Annotated in this window: 17 protein-coding genes; 5 read left to right on the forward strand and 12 right to left on the reverse strand. The window is 37.5% G+C overall.

Going from position 1 to position 15,973, the window contains the following annotated elements:
* Nucleotides 1-82: 82 nt before the first annotated feature.
* Nucleotides 83-280, reverse strand: a complete 198-nt coding sequence (locus tag LC419_RS15265) for a hypothetical protein (RefSeq protein WP_223608171.1) — start codon at nucleotides 278-280, stop codon at nucleotides 83-85.
* A 189-nt stretch (nucleotides 281-469) separates the two neighbouring features.
* Between LC419_RS15265 and LC419_RS15270 the strand changes: the two genes are divergently transcribed.
* A complete protein-coding gene (locus LC419_RS15270) occupies nucleotides 470-733 on the forward strand; it encodes a hypothetical protein (protein ID WP_223608172.1) in 264 nt (87 codons plus the stop codon).
* Nucleotides 734-1,101: 368 nt separating this feature from the next.
* On the opposite strand, the gene LC419_RS15275 is transcribed toward LC419_RS15270, so the two are convergent.
* The 6 genes from LC419_RS15275 to LC419_RS15300 all read right to left on the reverse strand — a co-directional run bounded on the left by LC419_RS15275 (nucleotide 1,102) and on the right by LC419_RS15300 (nucleotide 9,169).
* Nucleotides 1,102-2,268, reverse strand: a complete 1,167-nt coding sequence (locus tag LC419_RS15275; RefSeq protein ID WP_223608173.1) for a retropepsin-like aspartic protease — start codon at nucleotides 2,266-2,268, stop codon at nucleotides 1,102-1,104.
* 76 nt (nucleotides 2,269-2,344) lie between these two features.
* Nucleotides 2,345-4,138, reverse strand: coding sequence for an ATP-dependent endonuclease (locus LC419_RS15280; protein ID WP_223608174.1), 1,794 nt, complete (start codon nucleotides 4,136-4,138; stop codon nucleotides 2,345-2,347).
* A gap of 136 nt (nucleotides 4,139-4,274) precedes the next feature.
* The gene (locus LC419_RS15285; protein ID WP_223608247.1) at nucleotides 4,275-5,315 is read right to left on the reverse strand and encodes a peptidylprolyl isomerase; all 1,041 of its coding nucleotides are present in this window, start codon (nucleotides 5,313-5,315) and stop codon (nucleotides 4,275-4,277) included.
* Nucleotides 5,316-5,396: 81 nt separating this feature from the next.
* Nucleotides 5,397-5,909: an FKBP-type peptidyl-prolyl cis-trans isomerase gene (locus LC419_RS15290; protein WP_034727537.1), complete on the reverse strand. Its 513-nt coding sequence runs from the start codon at nucleotides 5,907-5,909 to the stop codon at nucleotides 5,397-5,399.
* A gap of 800 nt (nucleotides 5,910-6,709) precedes the next feature.
* The gene (locus LC419_RS15295) at nucleotides 6,710-7,990 is read right to left on the reverse strand and encodes a spondin domain-containing protein (protein WP_223608175.1); all 1,281 of its coding nucleotides are present in this window, start codon (nucleotides 7,988-7,990) and stop codon (nucleotides 6,710-6,712) included.
* A gap of 105 nt (nucleotides 7,991-8,095) precedes the next feature.
* Complete coding sequence (locus tag LC419_RS15300; protein ID WP_223608176.1) at nucleotides 8,096-9,169, reverse strand: branched-chain amino acid aminotransferase; 1,074 nt, start codon at nucleotides 9,167-9,169, stop codon at nucleotides 8,096-8,098.
* 85 nt (nucleotides 9,170-9,254) lie between these two features.
* Here LC419_RS15300 and mnmD point away from each other — a divergent pair, with 85 nt between their 5' ends.
* A complete protein-coding gene (gene mnmD, locus LC419_RS15305; protein WP_223608177.1) occupies nucleotides 9,255-9,953 on the forward strand; it encodes a tRNA (5-methylaminomethyl-2-thiouridine)(34)-methyltransferase MnmD in 699 nt (232 codons plus the stop codon).
* A 100-nt stretch (nucleotides 9,954-10,053) separates the two neighbouring features.
* Nucleotides 10,054-10,470 (forward strand): NUDIX domain-containing protein, encoded by a 417-nt coding sequence (locus LC419_RS15310; protein WP_090024773.1) that lies wholly within the window; start codon nucleotides 10,054-10,056, stop codon nucleotides 10,468-10,470.
* 30 nt (nucleotides 10,471-10,500) lie between these two features.
* On the opposite strand, the gene LC419_RS15315 is transcribed toward LC419_RS15310, so the two are convergent.
* Nucleotides 10,501-11,205: a DUF4294 domain-containing protein gene (locus LC419_RS15315; protein WP_223608178.1), complete on the reverse strand. Its 705-nt coding sequence runs from the start codon at nucleotides 11,203-11,205 to the stop codon at nucleotides 10,501-10,503.
* 51 nt (nucleotides 11,206-11,256) lie between these two features.
* On the opposite strand from LC419_RS15315, the gene LC419_RS15320 reads away from it, so the two are divergent.
* Both LC419_RS15320 and rpe read left to right on the forward strand, forming a co-directional pair.
* Nucleotides 11,257-12,330, forward strand: a complete 1,074-nt coding sequence (locus tag LC419_RS15320) for a M42 family peptidase (RefSeq protein ID WP_223608179.1) — start codon at nucleotides 11,257-11,259, stop codon at nucleotides 12,328-12,330.
* A 133-nt stretch (nucleotides 12,331-12,463) separates the two neighbouring features.
* Nucleotides 12,464-13,114, forward strand: a complete 651-nt coding sequence (gene rpe, locus LC419_RS15325; protein ID WP_223608180.1) for a ribulose-phosphate 3-epimerase — start codon at nucleotides 12,464-12,466, stop codon at nucleotides 13,112-13,114.
* A 71-nt stretch (nucleotides 13,115-13,185) separates the two neighbouring features.
* Here the strand turns inward: rpe and LC419_RS15330 are convergent, their stop codons facing one another.
* From LC419_RS15330 to LC419_RS15345, 4 genes are all read right to left on the reverse strand, one after another.
* Nucleotides 13,186-13,815, reverse strand: a complete 630-nt coding sequence (locus LC419_RS15330; RefSeq protein ID WP_223608181.1) for a DUF4082 domain-containing protein — start codon at nucleotides 13,813-13,815, stop codon at nucleotides 13,186-13,188.
* A 317-nt stretch (nucleotides 13,816-14,132) separates the two neighbouring features.
* Complete coding sequence (locus LC419_RS15335; protein WP_223608182.1) at nucleotides 14,133-14,624, reverse strand: DUF1772 domain-containing protein; 492 nt, start codon at nucleotides 14,622-14,624, stop codon at nucleotides 14,133-14,135.
* Between the two features lie 40 nt (nucleotides 14,625-14,664).
* Complete coding sequence (locus LC419_RS15340; RefSeq protein ID WP_223608183.1) at nucleotides 14,665-15,756, reverse strand: DUF692 family multinuclear iron-containing protein; 1,092 nt, start codon at nucleotides 15,754-15,756, stop codon at nucleotides 14,665-14,667.
* Between the two features lie 3 nt (nucleotides 15,757-15,759).
* The gene (locus tag LC419_RS15345) at nucleotides 15,760-15,969 is read right to left on the reverse strand and encodes a hypothetical protein (protein ID WP_223608184.1); all 210 of its coding nucleotides are present in this window, start codon (nucleotides 15,967-15,969) and stop codon (nucleotides 15,760-15,762) included.
* Nucleotides 15,970-15,973 lie beyond the last annotated feature (4 nt).

Here is a 15,973-nt window from a genome sequence, read left to right on the forward strand (position 1 = left end):
TAAAGTTACTTAACAACAAAAACAAGCTAAAAACTTCACTTTGGCATGAAATTCGCAAGCTAAATCATTGAAAAAAAATTATTTAAGCACAAACGATGAGAAAAAGTTTCCGCGGAATATTCAGTTTCCGCTGAGCCGGAATAAGGCTATCATCATATTGATATCCTCCTTTTTCCTTAGATACCGTATACAACGGAAGCGATAAACCTCTTATCAATTCCATTTTTACGATGAACCTGTGTACGGTGTCAAAGCTCATGGATCCTTTATTCGGATTCAATACTGCTTCTTAATTAAAACTTTCTGGGTAGCTTAAAGTATACCCTGATGTAAGACAATCAAACGGCCATATGATCATGACCTTAGCCAAGTATAACCATGATCCGTGCGCTATTAATGTATAACGGAATAATTCCGGACCGTTCTATCGAAGAGCGGAAAAAAGATGTATAACCCTTAAAAAGTGATTATGATGAGAGACTTTTTTGAAATGATTTTTAAGAGAAATGAAGATGCCGCAAAAATGAATATCTGGAGCCTGATGCTCCTGTTAAGCTTTGCTGTTTTTTCCGTATTGGTATATTTTATCTATGCTACCAAACCAGGCTTTAACAGCTTAGTAGTATATCTAACTGCATTTGCAGCTTATCTGGGATTTGGACTTGTATTTATCAGCTCCCTTACCAGAAAAATGAATTCTTCCCAAATGAGGAAGAAATCCAGACACGCATAACTTTAATTTCAATTTTACTAGAAAACCGTTCAAGCAATTTGAACGGTTTTTTTTATGATCTACGGCTTTGTGTGATTTCCATATATTTTTAACCTCCTGCAGATTTTCCAGATTGAATTATTTTAAACCATTAAGATCAATGAAGATAATAAGGAAAATTAAGACAAAAATCAAACGATTTTTTTAAGCGATTCCACTTAAAGTAAAGCTTACCTTAAACACTATTAAAAGATTAAAATATTAATAGTTAAAGTTTAAAAATATTGGTACAATCTAAAGACTTTTATATTTTTTCAACCACAAAAGGCATATACGCACGAACCCTAAAACCCTAAAACCCTAAAACTCTCAAACACTCAAACATCAAATCACACTTTCAGAAACTCCTTCTTCTCCAATTTCACCTCCATCACCTTTCCATCTCGTCTGATCTTCACATTGATGGCATTCTGCCCGCTTTCAACTCTGTTCAGGAAATAGTGGCAAGCACCATCTTTGTCCAGATTTTCCAGATTGGTATTGTTGATGCTGATGATTGCATCTCCTACTTTCAGTGGGAAGTTCTCTTCCTGGAATACGAAAGCAACGGTAGGTTTTGCATCTATAAAGCGGTATCCGAAGCCGAAAGACTCCAGTTTGGCGGGTTCATTTTTGATGCGTTTCATGTAGATTTTATTTCCGGTCCAGTCGAGGATGAAAATAAAGTTTTTAAAGAAATCATTTCCGATCAGGCTTGTGCTTCCGGTGGCGATAATTTCATTTGAAAAGCTTTCGTTGCCCAAAGACAAACCTGCTGTCCTGAAAATATAGCCCGGAGCAGGCTTTGCAGCCCCGTAAGCGCCCACTGAGTTCGTTCCGTATACTTCTACACTCTTTAAAGCTTTTTCTGCATTATACGCGTTATCTGCGATTTTTAATCTTCCGGAAAATCCGGTATCGAAAGTGAGATCAATTTTTTTGCCCTGTAAATCGGTTTCTACGACAGGGGTTTTCTGCGCTCTAGGACTGAAAGGAATAACAATATCAAAGTCTGCAGGATTAAACTGAGCAAGATCTTTTGACGCTTCCATTGAGTTTTCCGAGTAATTGATTTTCCAGAACAGCTTGGCCATTTGGTTAGCTCCCAGAATACCGTCTATTTTAAAACAGCTCAGTTCAGAAATACTGAAATCCATCACCACAGCACCTACATCCTTGAAAACAGCTTTATCAACAGTCATTTCCGGCAGAATGGTAAAAATCTGTTCGTGTTTATTTTTCTGTGAATCCTTTACGGTACTTCTGTGTTTTTTCTCTAAGCCCAGTTCAGTATAAACCGCCGTAGAAATCACGGTAGGAGCACCGGTATCAAAAAGAAAATTGTAGGACTTCCCGTTGATGCTTACCTGTACAAAAGGCAGATCATTCGCAAATCTCAGGTTAATTTTTTCTACCGGATTCTGAAGCTGCACTTCCCCACTTTTGAAGAATTTCTTTCCTTGGGCGGAAATGGTGGTTGTGGAGAGAATGAGAAGGGTGTAGAGGATTTTTTTCATGAAATTACTTTACACGAAAGTAGGGAAATTTGTAATTTAAAAGAAATTTTATTACTAGTAAATAGATTTTCCAAAATTAAATGTATGGTGCAAAAATCTCTATCATCTTATTTTTCCAGTTTTCAGGCAAATCGTCCCAATCTTTCCAATTTTCAGTTTGTTTATAAGCATGAAATGGTTTTTCATACGTTGACTTATATCCAATTTCATCTTCTATCGTGTTATCCATTTTTATTATCTTTCCTTTATTTCCTACAGCCTCTAAAATATTTTGATTAAATCTAGCAGCATTTGCAACATTCAAGTCATTGTCATGAATTACAATTGGATCGATTCCTAAGGACTTCAAATATTTAACTAAACTAATTATCGTTGCTTTCCCTCTTGCTTTTATCACTTCAAAATCAGCCAAAATCTTTAAATATTTTGATCGGTCTAATCTTCTTAAGCTTTCTTTAATCAAAACATCCTCAGTATCTCCTTCAATAATAATAACATTCTTGGTAAAAAATATTCGAGAAATATAATTATCAATTTTAAGAATCATTTTTACATATTGTTTATCATCTTCTTGTAGTTTAATAAACTTCTCACTTACACTGAAAGTGTGGCAATCTACATGGTTATTATTGTTATGTAGTCTATTTAGAATTTGTCTCGGTTTTCTAGAGATATCTATTAGATAAGGCGAATGTGTTGAAGCAACAATTTGGGATAATCCTGAACTTAGCTCATATATAGCATCTCTCATTTGATTTGCTGCACTTGGATGCAAATATGTTTCAGGCTCTTCAAAGCATATTATAATTGATCGAGCATGTTCATCTTCTTTTTTTGACAACCACATTTGTCTATATCTTAACATTCCAAAAACAGCTGCTCTAATCATTCCTGTTCCTTGGTCATCAACTGCTGTTTTAATATTACTTGACATTTCAACTTTAAAAGATGGTTTCAAAGTCGAAGGCTCACTCAAGTTTGTACTAGCATGCAGCTTAGAATCTGGGAAAATACTTGAAAGTACGTTATTCAAATCAGTCATCATTTTACCAAATTCAGATTCATTATCAGAAGGGTCTAGTTCCTTTGCTAGGCTTTCAAGATATCCTTGAGCCCCCTTAAAGTTATCTGAATTTTCTCGCACAGTTTCAAATAGTTCAGTTAGTGTTTTATTTAACACCCCATTTCCTGCTCCTTGTATTTCATGAGCCCCAACATCAATGGGAATTAACAAGAACCTTGGTAACATTTTAAGTACATTCCCTGGAATTCCTCCTGGGTTTTTGAACCAAGTTTCCTCATCCGATACTTCCCAAATTTCATCAATTTCTTCTAATTTCTCTAGTTGCTTAATAGTTATATTTTTATCAAGCTCAGTAAAATAGTTTTGCATCAAACTTCCTTCAATACCCTTATCAATAAAGTCTTGAGGCTTTTTGCAGCTTTCAAAATCTTCTTTTATCTTTCTTACTTTCGATTTAAATTCAATGATCACATCCTTTCCCAACTCGTAAGTTTTTCTATATACAACTGACAATCCTGTTTCTTGAGAACCTTCCGCTATCTCATAATTAAAAATGCGTCCCTTAAAACCTCTCCATTTATTTGACTCAATTGGTAAGTTTCTAAATTCAGCTTCAAGAGTAATAACATTTGTATCAACTTTTATTTCACCCTTTTCTCCATCCAATATTGAGTGATAATCATTTGTTGTCAATTGCTTCTTTCCTGACAAAAGTATATCGACTGCTTTTAATATAGAGCTTTTCCCACAATTGTTTTGTCCAATTAAAAATGTCGCATCACCAAATAATACTTGAATTTCTTTTAGTCTTTTATACCCAGAAATTTTTAAGGAATGTAATTTCATTTAATAATCTTTTATACTCTAAATTATAAATATAAAAACAGAGAAAATTACGGCTATCCGTATTTCTACGGAATTTCCAATATAAAAACAAAAAAAAGCCGTCCTCACGGACGGCTTTCATATTTTAAATTCTCAATTACTGTACTTTCACAAGCTCAACATCGAAAACTAACCAGGCGTTTGGTGGAATAACTCCTCCTGCTCCTCTTTCTCCGTAAGCCATAGCCGGTGGGATCAATAAGGTAGCTGTTTCGCCTTCTTTAAGCAATAGGATTCCTTCATCCCATCCTTTGATTACTCTTCCCATTCCGATTGGAATTTCGATAGGCTCGTTTCTTTTGAATGAAGAATCGAATTCTGTACCGTCGATTAATTTACCTGCATAGTGTACAGATACATTGTCACCAGATTTAGGAGCTTTTGCACCTGCTACTGTTTTTGTGATTTTGTAGTATAATCCTGATTCAGTTTTCTGCATTCCAGCTTTAAGGTTTTCTACCATTTTGTCCTGGTTCGCTTTGAATTCTTCTTCTTTTTTCTTTTTGTCAGCTTCTTCTTTAGCGATGTATGCTTTATTGTTTTCTGCGATTTTAGCTTTTCCTTCCGTGAAAGTTTTTGCTGCATCGTAGTTTTTGTAAGCATCACCTTTTCCGAAAATAGAAACTTTCTCTAAAACGATATCTGTTTTAGGCTTGTCCTGAGCCCCTTTTTCTACATTAGCGATCGCATCAATTACATCGTTACCTTTCACTACTTTTCCGAAGATCGTGTGTCTTCCGTCTAACCAAGGAGTAGCTACTTCAGTGATGAAGAACTGGGAACCGTTCGTGTTAGGTCCGGAATTCGCCATAGAAAGGATTCCTTTTCCTGTATGTTTAAGGTCGTTTTTCTCGTCCTCGAATTTATATCCGGGATCTCCCATTCCTGTTCCCTGAGGATCACCTCCCTGAATCATGAAATCTTTGATCACTCTGTGGAAAATAGTTCCGTCGTAATAAGGAACTCCTTTCGCCTTAGCTTTGTTATCTATTTTCCCTTCTGCAAGACCGATAAAATTGGCTACAGTTACTGGTGCTTTTTTGTCTTCGAACTGCACGATCAGGTTTCCTTTAGAAGTCTGAAGATTTGCATAAAGTCCGTCATTAAGACCTTCGTAAGTTTCTTTGTCTACGTTCATTTTTTTATAGATTGGGGTACAACTCATCAGCGAGATACTTGCCGCTGCCAGAATTATATTCTTGTTAAACAATTTCATTATTTATAGAGCTTTTAATTTTATGATTAATGGTATATCGTTGTCTATATTCTTTTCGTCTCCAAAAGTCCCGTAGGCCAGTGAAGAAGGGACCAAAAGCGTTACTTCCTCTCCATCATGCATAAAACGCAAAGCATTCTCTACCGCTTTCAGTTCATCAAAATGCCCGAATCTGGCATCTCTTCTTTCAAAAGGTTTATCGTAGATCTTGGTTTCATCAAAATCATACAGATCATAAGAATAAGAGATCGGCGTATCATCTGCCCTTCTTGTTCTCTGATCAAAACCTTCAACCGTTACCCAGTAATTAAGCTGCGTAGGATAATACTTCACAGACTGACCCTTGATCCAATCCTGGATCTGGCCTCGTTCTATCGTATTCAGATTCCTCATCCTTTCCTTGGAAACATCCAAATCTTTCTGGCTCAATACTCCGCCAACGGGAGGATGTGCCTCGGGTGCTTTCCGGTTGCAGCTTAGCAGGCATACTGCTGATATGAAGAGTAATTTTTTCATAAACTTTTGCGAAAATACGCATTTCGGGGAAATATTGTTCAATCGGTTTTAAAAAATTTTGGAGAAAATGATGAAGTATTTCCGGAGGATGGGGTTATAGATGATTTAAAGATTAAAAAAATCAAGGTTTTAAAAATTTTAACCATAAAAGTTTTTTTGAAACGTTGAAATTTATTTAAAATTTAATGGTTCTACCGCAAAAAAAAATACACTTAGGTTTTACAGAAAATAGGCTGAATTTGTTTGATCTGCGAGGAACTTTTTTAAACCATTAAGTCTTTTTTAGTTTTAAGAATATTTAAGATGAGCTTCGCCTTAAGCGATATATAGCTCAAAAAAATCTATTGGTTTTCTCTTAATTTCCCTTATGCTTTTCATTGATCTTAGTGGTTCAAAAAATCTCCCGCAGATTTCACAGATGACGCAAATCCTTACTTTTGAATTTCTATTGACTTTTCTTTCCCAAATCCATCCAAATTAAAAATAACTAATATGTAAAAAAACTTTTATCACTACTTTGTAGCTATTATTTTTCACCACTGATTTCAAACAGGAACACAGATGATTGAAAATATTTTCTACTGCCTTATCCTTAAAAAGCTCAAATGCTTTTCTATGCGGTTTTATTTTTATCTTTTTTTAAGTCATATCATCTAAATTTCTTATTCGATGTCATGACTCTTGTATCTTGTATCTTGTATCTTGGTTCTTGGTTCTTGGTTCTTATTTCAAACTCAGGTTATTTAAACCAAAAAATCACCCCGTAAAGAGGTGATTCTATATTTTATCTAATTCAAATATTATTGAATGGTCACTTTAATCATCTGTGGCAGCGAAGGAAGTGTATTGAAAGGGTTCGGGTTGGCTAGCTGCTCTACCGGCTGGCTTTCCGTTTGCGCCGGCTGGGATCCGATATGAGCACCTGGATAAGAGCTCACCAGTGTTCCGCTGTCAAAAAGCCCCATGATGGAAGAGATATCTCCTCTTGTTGAACCGTCTACTCCATTATTAGTAGCTGCAATGAACCAGTCATTGGATTGTCCGTACATCATCACTAATGCAATACGGTCTCCTTTACGAGCCGAAATCGTCTGCGAGGCTTTACCGCCATTGTTACCGTTGATTCTGGGCTGTAAAATATTGGTCGCCTGATCTTTAAGAACAAATACTTCTTTTACGCCGGGTTTTGTTTTAAGGAAATTCGCCAGAACATCTGCATTCCCTTGTTGGGAAAGCTCCTTCAGACCTTGTCCGCGGTCATTTTCTCCTGTTTTAAAGATAGGATTATCATTACCGCTGTATACTACGACCAAAACCGGCGAGAAAGCAGACGCAGGACCTGTAATACCGGTAAGATACTGGGTTAAAGGGGTTACTTTTCCGGTTTCAGCAAGATCGGTCAATCCGTTGGCTGACAGTTTTCCTGATGAAAAAATAGGATCTTCTTTTACAATGGTCGTTCCTGAGCTATGAGATATTGCCCATACACCAGCACTGATAGGCGTTTCATTAGCTGTACCGCCAGAGGTATTGGTCAGTTTCAAAGTAAATTTCGTGCCTCCGTCATGAGTCAGTTCAGCTTTCAGCAATTGTGAAGCAGGAGTCGTCAATGCAGTTTCTATAATATTCTTTGGAGTAGTTTCCGCAACGCCTGGATGCGTAACAGCAGGACCTGTAGGCTGATTGATACGTGTCCCGTTATCCCAAAGTCTGATCTGTGAAGAAACGTTCCCCGTAACCGGATCACCATTGTCCCGGTACAATTTTATGCCCGGATTGGCAGGCGCAAAAAACAGATCATTACTGTTTCCGTACATCGCTGCAAAACTTACCGTCTGTCCTTTTCCTGCGTAAAAACTAAAAGAAGTGGATTCTCCCGGATTGAGAACAGGTGATGATCCCGCATTCTGGAAAGTTCCGAACTGTGACAGAGATTTACTTTCAATGACATTTTCTACCGTGATTACGGCTGAGTCATTGACTGCCATCTCACCATCATCATCACTGCTGCATGAGGAAAAAGCTAAAACGCTCATTAAAGAAAGCAGACCAAGAGGTCGTTTGAACTTTACAAATTGCATAGTATTCTAAATTTTCTGAAAAATTACCAATATTTAACGAGAAAATAAAAAAACCGGCAGAATAAATTTCCGCCGGTCCTATTATTGAATCAAATAATGTTTACATTAAACAGTCTCCAAAACATCTTTTTCAACCACAACTCTCCATCCGAATGGATCTTCGCTAAGGTTGTTCTGAAGGTCTGTAAGATCTTTTTTAAGAAGAGCTGCATAGCTTTCCTCATCAGATAGTCTTGGAAGTTCAAGCTTCACGCCCTGATATCCCAAAGCCTGGAATATAGTCGTTACCACTGCTGTTCCAACACCCCAAACTTCTTTCAATGTTCCGTTTTTCTGAGCTTCTACCACAGTTTTCACTGCTACAGGCTCTATTTTCACTTCAATTCCTCTTTTCTTAGCCAATTGGATGAAGCTGTCTCTTGTTACTCCGTCAAGGATTTTTTCAGAAGTTGGTGGTGTATAGATCGTATCGTTAATTCTTACAAATACGTTCATTGTTCCACTTTCCTCGAAATATTCGTGGGTAGCGTCATCCGTCCAGATGATCTGCTCATATCCTTCTTCGATAGCAAGCTGTGTAGGATAGAAAGAAGCGGCATAGTTCCCTGCTGCTTTAGCTGAACCTACTCCTCCGCTGGCAGCTCTTGAATAATGATCTGAAATTTTTACAGAAACAGGTTCTGAATAGTAACTTTTTGCCGGTGTTGCAACGATGGCAAACATATATTTATTAGCAACTCTTGCTTTCAGAGCTTCCTCCGTAGCAAAAATCAAAGGTCTGATATATAAAGACATTCCTTCTCCCTGTGGAATCCAGTTTCTGTCGATATCCACTAATGCCTTTAATCCGTCTAAAAACATTTCCTCAGTTACTTCAGGCATTGCCAGACGGCTTGCTGATTTATTGATGCGTTCAAAATTCTTTTCTGGCCTGAAAAGGAAAACCTGCCCGTCTTTGTCTTTATAAGCTTTCATACCTTCAAAACAAGCTTGTCCGTAGTTTACACCCATCATGGCCGGAGTAAATGGTATAGGACCGTAAGGAACCAATTTTACATCACCCCATTTTCCATTTTCATACTCACATATCACCATATGGTCAATAAAAGTACTTCCAAATGAAAAATTGTTCGGATCAAAGTCCGAAAGTCTGGAGTTTTCAGTTTTTTGAATTATCATTTTTAAAAATTTTTACGATGTTCTACAAATTTAACATAATTTTCTAAATATAAAAATTTTGGAGTAAATTTGACAAAAAAATAGCTTGAAAAGAGAGATTAAGACCACGAACGACGGTAGTAAAACATTGTTTATCAATGAATTAAATGAAAACTACCATTCTCATCATGGAGCGCTTCAGGAAGCAGAACATGTGTTTATCAAAAATGGATTAAATCAATTAAATGATTACGAAATTAATATTCTAGAACTCGGTTTTGGAACAGGTTTGAATGTTTTGGTGACAATTAATGAATATTTAAAAACTGACAAAAATCATGTCATCAACTATTTTTCACTGGAAAAATACCCCATAAATGAATCTGAAATTAATGATCTCGCCTACTTTGAGCATTTTGATAACCCGGAATTCAAGAATATTTATCAAAAAATTCATCAGGCTGAATGGGGAAAATCCACTGAAATCATTACCGGTTTTAATCTAAAAAAGATAGAATGCGACTTCTTTGACCTGAAAACCATAGACTTACCAAAAATCAACCTTGTCTATTTCGACTGTTTTGGAGCGAGAGTACAGCCTGACCTTTGGGAAAAACCTCTGTTTGAAATGGTTGCCGACAAAATGTCCGTTAACGGTTTGTTAACAACTTACTCATCCAAAGGAAGCGTCAGAAGAATCCTCCAGGAGCTTCATTTTAAAGTTGAGAAGAAACAAGGGCCTCCAGGGAAACGCGAGATGATTAACGCTATAAAAATGGAAGATCAGGAAAACATTGAAAGCTAGGAAGCGAAAGCAAGCCCATGGAGCCCACAGACAAATTTGCAAATTCCTTTATTGGCCCTTTCCACTTATTTCCTTATTTTAGCTATACAAAATAGTATATATGATTGATAAGATCAACATTAGAGTGTATGCGTGTGCAGTAAAAGATAAAAAAGTACTGACGCTGTTTGAAGAATATGCCGGTGAACCTTTAATGAAATTTCCGGGAGGAGGTCTGGAATTCGGGGAAGGCCTTATAGAATGTCTTCACCGTGAATTTGATGAAGAGCTGAATGTAAAGATAGAAGTCGTGGAACATTTTTATACGCAGGAAGACTTCCTGGTTTCCCGTTTCAGAGAAAATGAACAGCTGCTTACCATATATTATATAGTCAATATCACCACCGAAGAAGATTTCCTGATCCTTGATCCGTGTATTGAAAAAACAGAATGGATCGATATCGACACACCGGACAATCCTTTTCCACTTCCGATCGACAGAATCGTATTTGATAAATTAAAAGAAAAATTCCTGTAAGCTACTTACAGGAATTTTTATATTGATTTTTTACTTTTTGATTTTAAAATCTGCGGCTCCGGGATAAGGTTGTAAATACCCTGAATTCCAATTGGACTGCAGCAATGATTCTATGAACTCGTCTGTTCTGTTCTTGTGCGGATTATAACGGTCTTTAAGATCAATGTCTGCCATCTTTCCTTTGATATTCCACCAGAAGGCATTAAACCCTCCTCTTAGTTCTTTAATAATTTCGTAAACACTCTGGCCGGTAGCCCTGTTCATCAATTTTGCAAAAACCTGACCTTCTGTTGTTGTAAGATCTCTCAGCTGTTTTTCATACTGGTCTGCAAGTATATTTTGCCTTTCTCTTACAAATTTTCTTTTAGCCTTACTGTCCAGATCATTCATGTCAGCCTGAATATCTCTGTACTGCTGAAGTGCAGTGAGAAACAGCGGATATACCCTGTTCAGCTTCTTATTAAGGAAATAATAGTAATTTTTATCCAACTGATTATTAAACCGCGGTTTATTGACAAGAACCAACTCGTCAAGCACTACTACAGGTTCGCCATTAATTTCGTAAACCTTGATCTTTTGACGTTCATCATAATAGTACTTATTACCGAACTCATCAGTTTTTAAAGATTCAGCAGGATATTGGTTGAGAGGTTTTGCTACAATAGAATCCTTCTGACCAAAAACACTGACTCCCAAAAAGAAGATAAAAAGACAGACAATCTTAGTAAAATTCATTATTTTTACACTTATAATAACAAAAATTACACGCAAAAATCATTCCCTTTTATGAAATTTGAAAAGAAATCTTTAAAATTTTTAGAAAATTATCTAAACACTTCTTCACCAACAGGTTACGAACATAAAGGACAAAAAATATGGATGGACTACATCAGACCTTATGTAGATAAAATCGAAGTGGATCATTACGGAACTTGCTATGGGATAGTCAATCCGGAGGCCGAATTTAAAGTAGTAATTGAAGCTCATGCCGATGAGATCTCTTGGTACGTCAATTACATTACAGATGACGGATTGATCTATGTAATTCGAAACGGAGGCTCGGATCAAACCATTGCGCCTTCAAAAGTCGTTCATATCCATGGTGAAAACGGAATTGTAAAAGGAGTCTTCGGATGGCCGGCCATCCACACCAGAACCAACCAAAATGAACCGGTTCCGAAAATTGAAAATATCTTCATCGACTGCGGTGCAGTTTCCAAGAAGGAGGTAGAGGAAATGGGAATTTATGTAGGATGTATGATCACTTATCCGGACGAATTCTTTGAAATGAACGACAGATATTTTGTCTGCAGAGCATTGGACAACAGAATCGGAGGCTTTATGATCGCGGAAGTGGCCAGACTTTTAAAAGAAAACAAAAAAACAATTCCATTCGGGCTGTATATCACCAATTCCGTACAGGAAGAAGTAGGTTTATATGGAGCAGATATGATCGCTGATACGATTAAACCAAATATCGCCATCGTTACAGACGTTACCCATGATACCACTACCCCAATGATCGAAAAGAAGAAAGAAGGTGATCAGAAGTGCGGCGACGGACCTGTGGTTTTCTTTGCACCAAGCGTTCACCATACGATCAGAGAACTGATTATTGACACTGCAAAATCCAAGAAAATTCCTTTCCAGAGAGCCGCTGCCAGCAGGTCTACAGGAACCGATACCGATGCCTTTGCCCACTCTAACGGCGGCGTACCAAGTGCATTAATTTCCTTACCTTTGCGCTACATGCATACAACGGTAGAAATGGTCTCTAAAGAAGATGTAGGCAACGTGATCAAGCTGATCTACGAAACACTTCTGAAGATTAAGCCGGAGATGAAACTGAAGTATCATTAATTGAGATACCAGATTTCAGACATCAGACTCCAGACATTAATAAGTTACTTGTCTGCTTTAAAAGTCTGACATCTGATATCTTGCATCTTACATCTTACATCTTACATCTAAGTAAAAAGTATAAAAAGTAAAAATGAAAACGAAGCTTATTGCTCCTTCCCTTTTATCCGCAGACTTTGGGAATCTGCAAAGAGATATTGAAATGCTGAATGCATCCCAGGCAGACTGGTTCCACATCGATGTGATGGACGGAAGATTTGTACCCAACATTTCATTTGGTTTTCCTGTCATGAAAACGGTTCAGCAGCATGCTAAAAAATTCGTAGACGTTCATTTGATGATCGTAGAACCGGATAAGTATGTAGATGAATTCATTAATCACGGTGCAGACCTGATCTCTATACATTACGAAGCATGTACGCATCTTCACAGAACGATTCACCATATCCAGAGCAGAGGGGCAAAAGCAGGGGTTGTTTTAAATCCTTCAACGCCGGTATTGATGCTTGAAGATATCATCGCTGATGTAGATCTTGTTCTTTTAATGAGTGTAAATCCCGGATTCGGAGGACAGAAATTCATTGAAAACACGTACAAAAAAATTGCGGAAACCAAAGATCTTATCCTGAGCAATAACTCTACAGCTTTAATTGAAATTGATGGCGGAGTCAATCTTGAAAACGCTTCAAAACTATTCGACGCAGGTGCAGACGTACTTGTTGCCGGAAATGCAGTTTTCTCTGCAGAAAGCCCGGAGAGAACCATTGAATTACTCAAAATTTAAACGTTTTAAACGTATTCATACGAAAAGGCAGCTGAATCAGCTGCCTTTTCTTTTTAAAAATATATCGGTTATTAGTCTACCTGTTGAAAATTAAAGCTTAAATCTCCTCCGTTGTAATCCAATGAGATATTGGTTGGGAAAACCTGAGACGAAGTGGACAGCCATCTGTATTCCAGGAATTTTATATTTCCTGCAGTAACCGGATAAATCGCATTGGTATTATCGGGTTTATTCTTCTTGTACCAGTCATTGGAATTCATCGTAATCATATACTTTTTGTCTTTTTCCAAAGCCAATGCTTCAATCGCTTTCGTGAGTAAGGTGTTTGATGCCGCTACATTCACCATTTCCGTTCTTAAGACGGTTTTAGAAGTATAATCCCAGATGGTAATTTTCAAGTTTGGATTTACATCCGGCAGTTTTACGGTAATGGCATTGATCTTTCCCTTTACATTAGGAGAAAATACGAGACCGAATTCATAATTCCCGGCATTGACAAAATTGGATACTGTGGTAAATCCTGTAGTTTCATGGTATTTATTTAATGGATTCTCTTCAGCGTATACGATGGGTTGCGGAATGGGCTCATCTTCATCTTTACTGCAGCTTGCGGTTATCAGTACTGAGCTTAGGGCTATGGCTTTACATAAATTTTTGAGAGATAACGATCTCAAAGCGAAAAATACTTCTAAATGTTTCATGGGTTTTAATTTTAATAATTGATAGGGCAAAGATTAAAATAACCCGAAAGTAAAACATCAGGAAAAACACTTATTGAGAGGAGTTATTGCACCGGTTTTTGCATTATTGTGATAAAAAACAAAAAGGCAGCTCTTTCGAGCTACCTTTCTTCTTGCGGAATTTGAGCTTATGTGGTTATTAGTTTTTTTGTCGTAAGACTTTAGTGCTTTAGATTCCCAGTGCTATTACTTATGTAAAAGTCCTAATAAAACCCTATATGATGCATCCGTAGAAATACTGAATTATACCATTCAGTATTTCTACGTAATCATTTAAATTATTGCTGCAAATGCTTGCTCCAGATGCATGCAGAGGCCACCAAAGCAATACTTATCACCGAAAATACAGTTCTCACATTGTTTAAAAGATTCCACCTGTTCTCAAAACTGTCGCGCATCTGCTCTACTGCATCCGCTGTAGATCCGGTGATATCAAACTTATCCAGCATATCATTCAAAGGAACATTTCCGGCAATCGTTACTCCAAAAACGCCTATCAGATAAGCTGCGGATGCCAACAGAAGAAAGATAAAAGCCGGCTGGTCTCCACGGAACAGAAAAGTTGTTACCGGAAGCAGAACTGCAGTTCCCATAAAACTCAGAAAAAATACCGGATTAAGGATTTCCCGGTTAATACTCTGCATAGACTTCAGATATTCCGTATCCGAAAGTTTTCCCAGTCCAAGGACTACAGAGCATGAATAGGCATAGAAAAGCCCAGCGATCAAAGCCGTAAGCACGGCAGTAATTAGTAAAAATACCGTTGTCATTTTCATATATTTTGATTTGTGATAGATAGCAAAAGAAATCCTAGTAAGGATTCCATTTTTTGATAATTTGCTGTGCAGTAACGATCATTTCTTCATCCCAGTCTTCCGGTTTGAAATAATGAAAATCACTGTTTTTAATAGCTTCGGTACCATTTCCTTCAAACAACAGCCTGGTCAGTTCTGTCTGCTCATCATGAAGCAACAGATCTTCAACAGGTTTTGAGTAAGTCCTATTTTTTCTGTTCCAAATTTTCTCATCACCAACCGGTTCATCTGAAAATTCGATAATTTCTTTAACCCGGTTAAAATCATCGAAAAAAAACTCTTTATCGACCTCTGTATTTAATGTATGTCCTAGCCTTTCAATAATAACATACTCAGGATGACATTGAATCAGAACTTCAGGAAGTATCTTTAGTATTTCTTCCGGAATGCGGTCATCATGCGTATCTCTCCTTACCGGCTTCTTCCCGTAAGCACTTTCCTGCCAGCTTCCTCCCGAAAGATGAATTTCTTTCACTTTTCCTAACGGATAGAGCCTGATCATTTCCATCATATCAACTTCAAAATTGCAGGACTGACAGTAGATATTATGAAGATCCAGAATAAGAAAGCCATCAATATCCTCTACCAGTTTATCCAGAAATTCGCCCTGCTCTTTTACATCATCTATTGAAAATGAGAACGCAAGATTTTCTACTCCCACGGGGATTTCTATCGCATCCTGAAGCCTGCTCAATCTGTCTTTTCCAATCTCAAGGGTTTTGGGAAGCAATGGAACCGGTAGCGGAACACCCTGGTGAAAGTTTTCAGTATTCATAAAACCAAAATGTTCAGTAATATGCCTGTATTTTCTTCGGCTTACTTCTTCTTTTAATTTCTTAAGCCAGATTTCCTGCCGGTCCGTCCATTTCGCATCGAAAAGAGAATAGTAAACGCCATGGCCTAAAAGCCTGTTATTTCCCGCGTAAAAATCCAGGAGACCCGAAAGCCATTCCGGTTCTGCCACATCGTAAAAGGCATCAAATGACCACTCCAATACCTCCACAGAATGACTCTGTAAGACAGGAAGTATCGCGGAAACAAAATCTGCTTCCGGCATCATAGACAACCCTAACAACGGCTTTTTCATAGATTACCCCATTCCACAGGCCGGACATCCGCTTCCGTATTTCAGAATAGTGTCTTTTTTCACTACCTTTACCGGTTCAGCTTTTACCGTCTTGGGAGAATCCATTTTTTTAACTTTTTTCACGGACTTGGTTCCCTTCTTCACAGGTTTCGTCGTTTGTCCGGATACACTTACAGCCAATAAACTGGCCATTACTAATGTTGGAATTTTCATACTC

The organism is Chryseobacterium sp. OSA05B (genome assembly GCF_019970065.1).
In the GTDB taxonomy this organism is placed as follows: Bacteria; Bacteroidota; Bacteroidia; order Flavobacteriales; family Weeksellaceae; genus Chryseobacterium.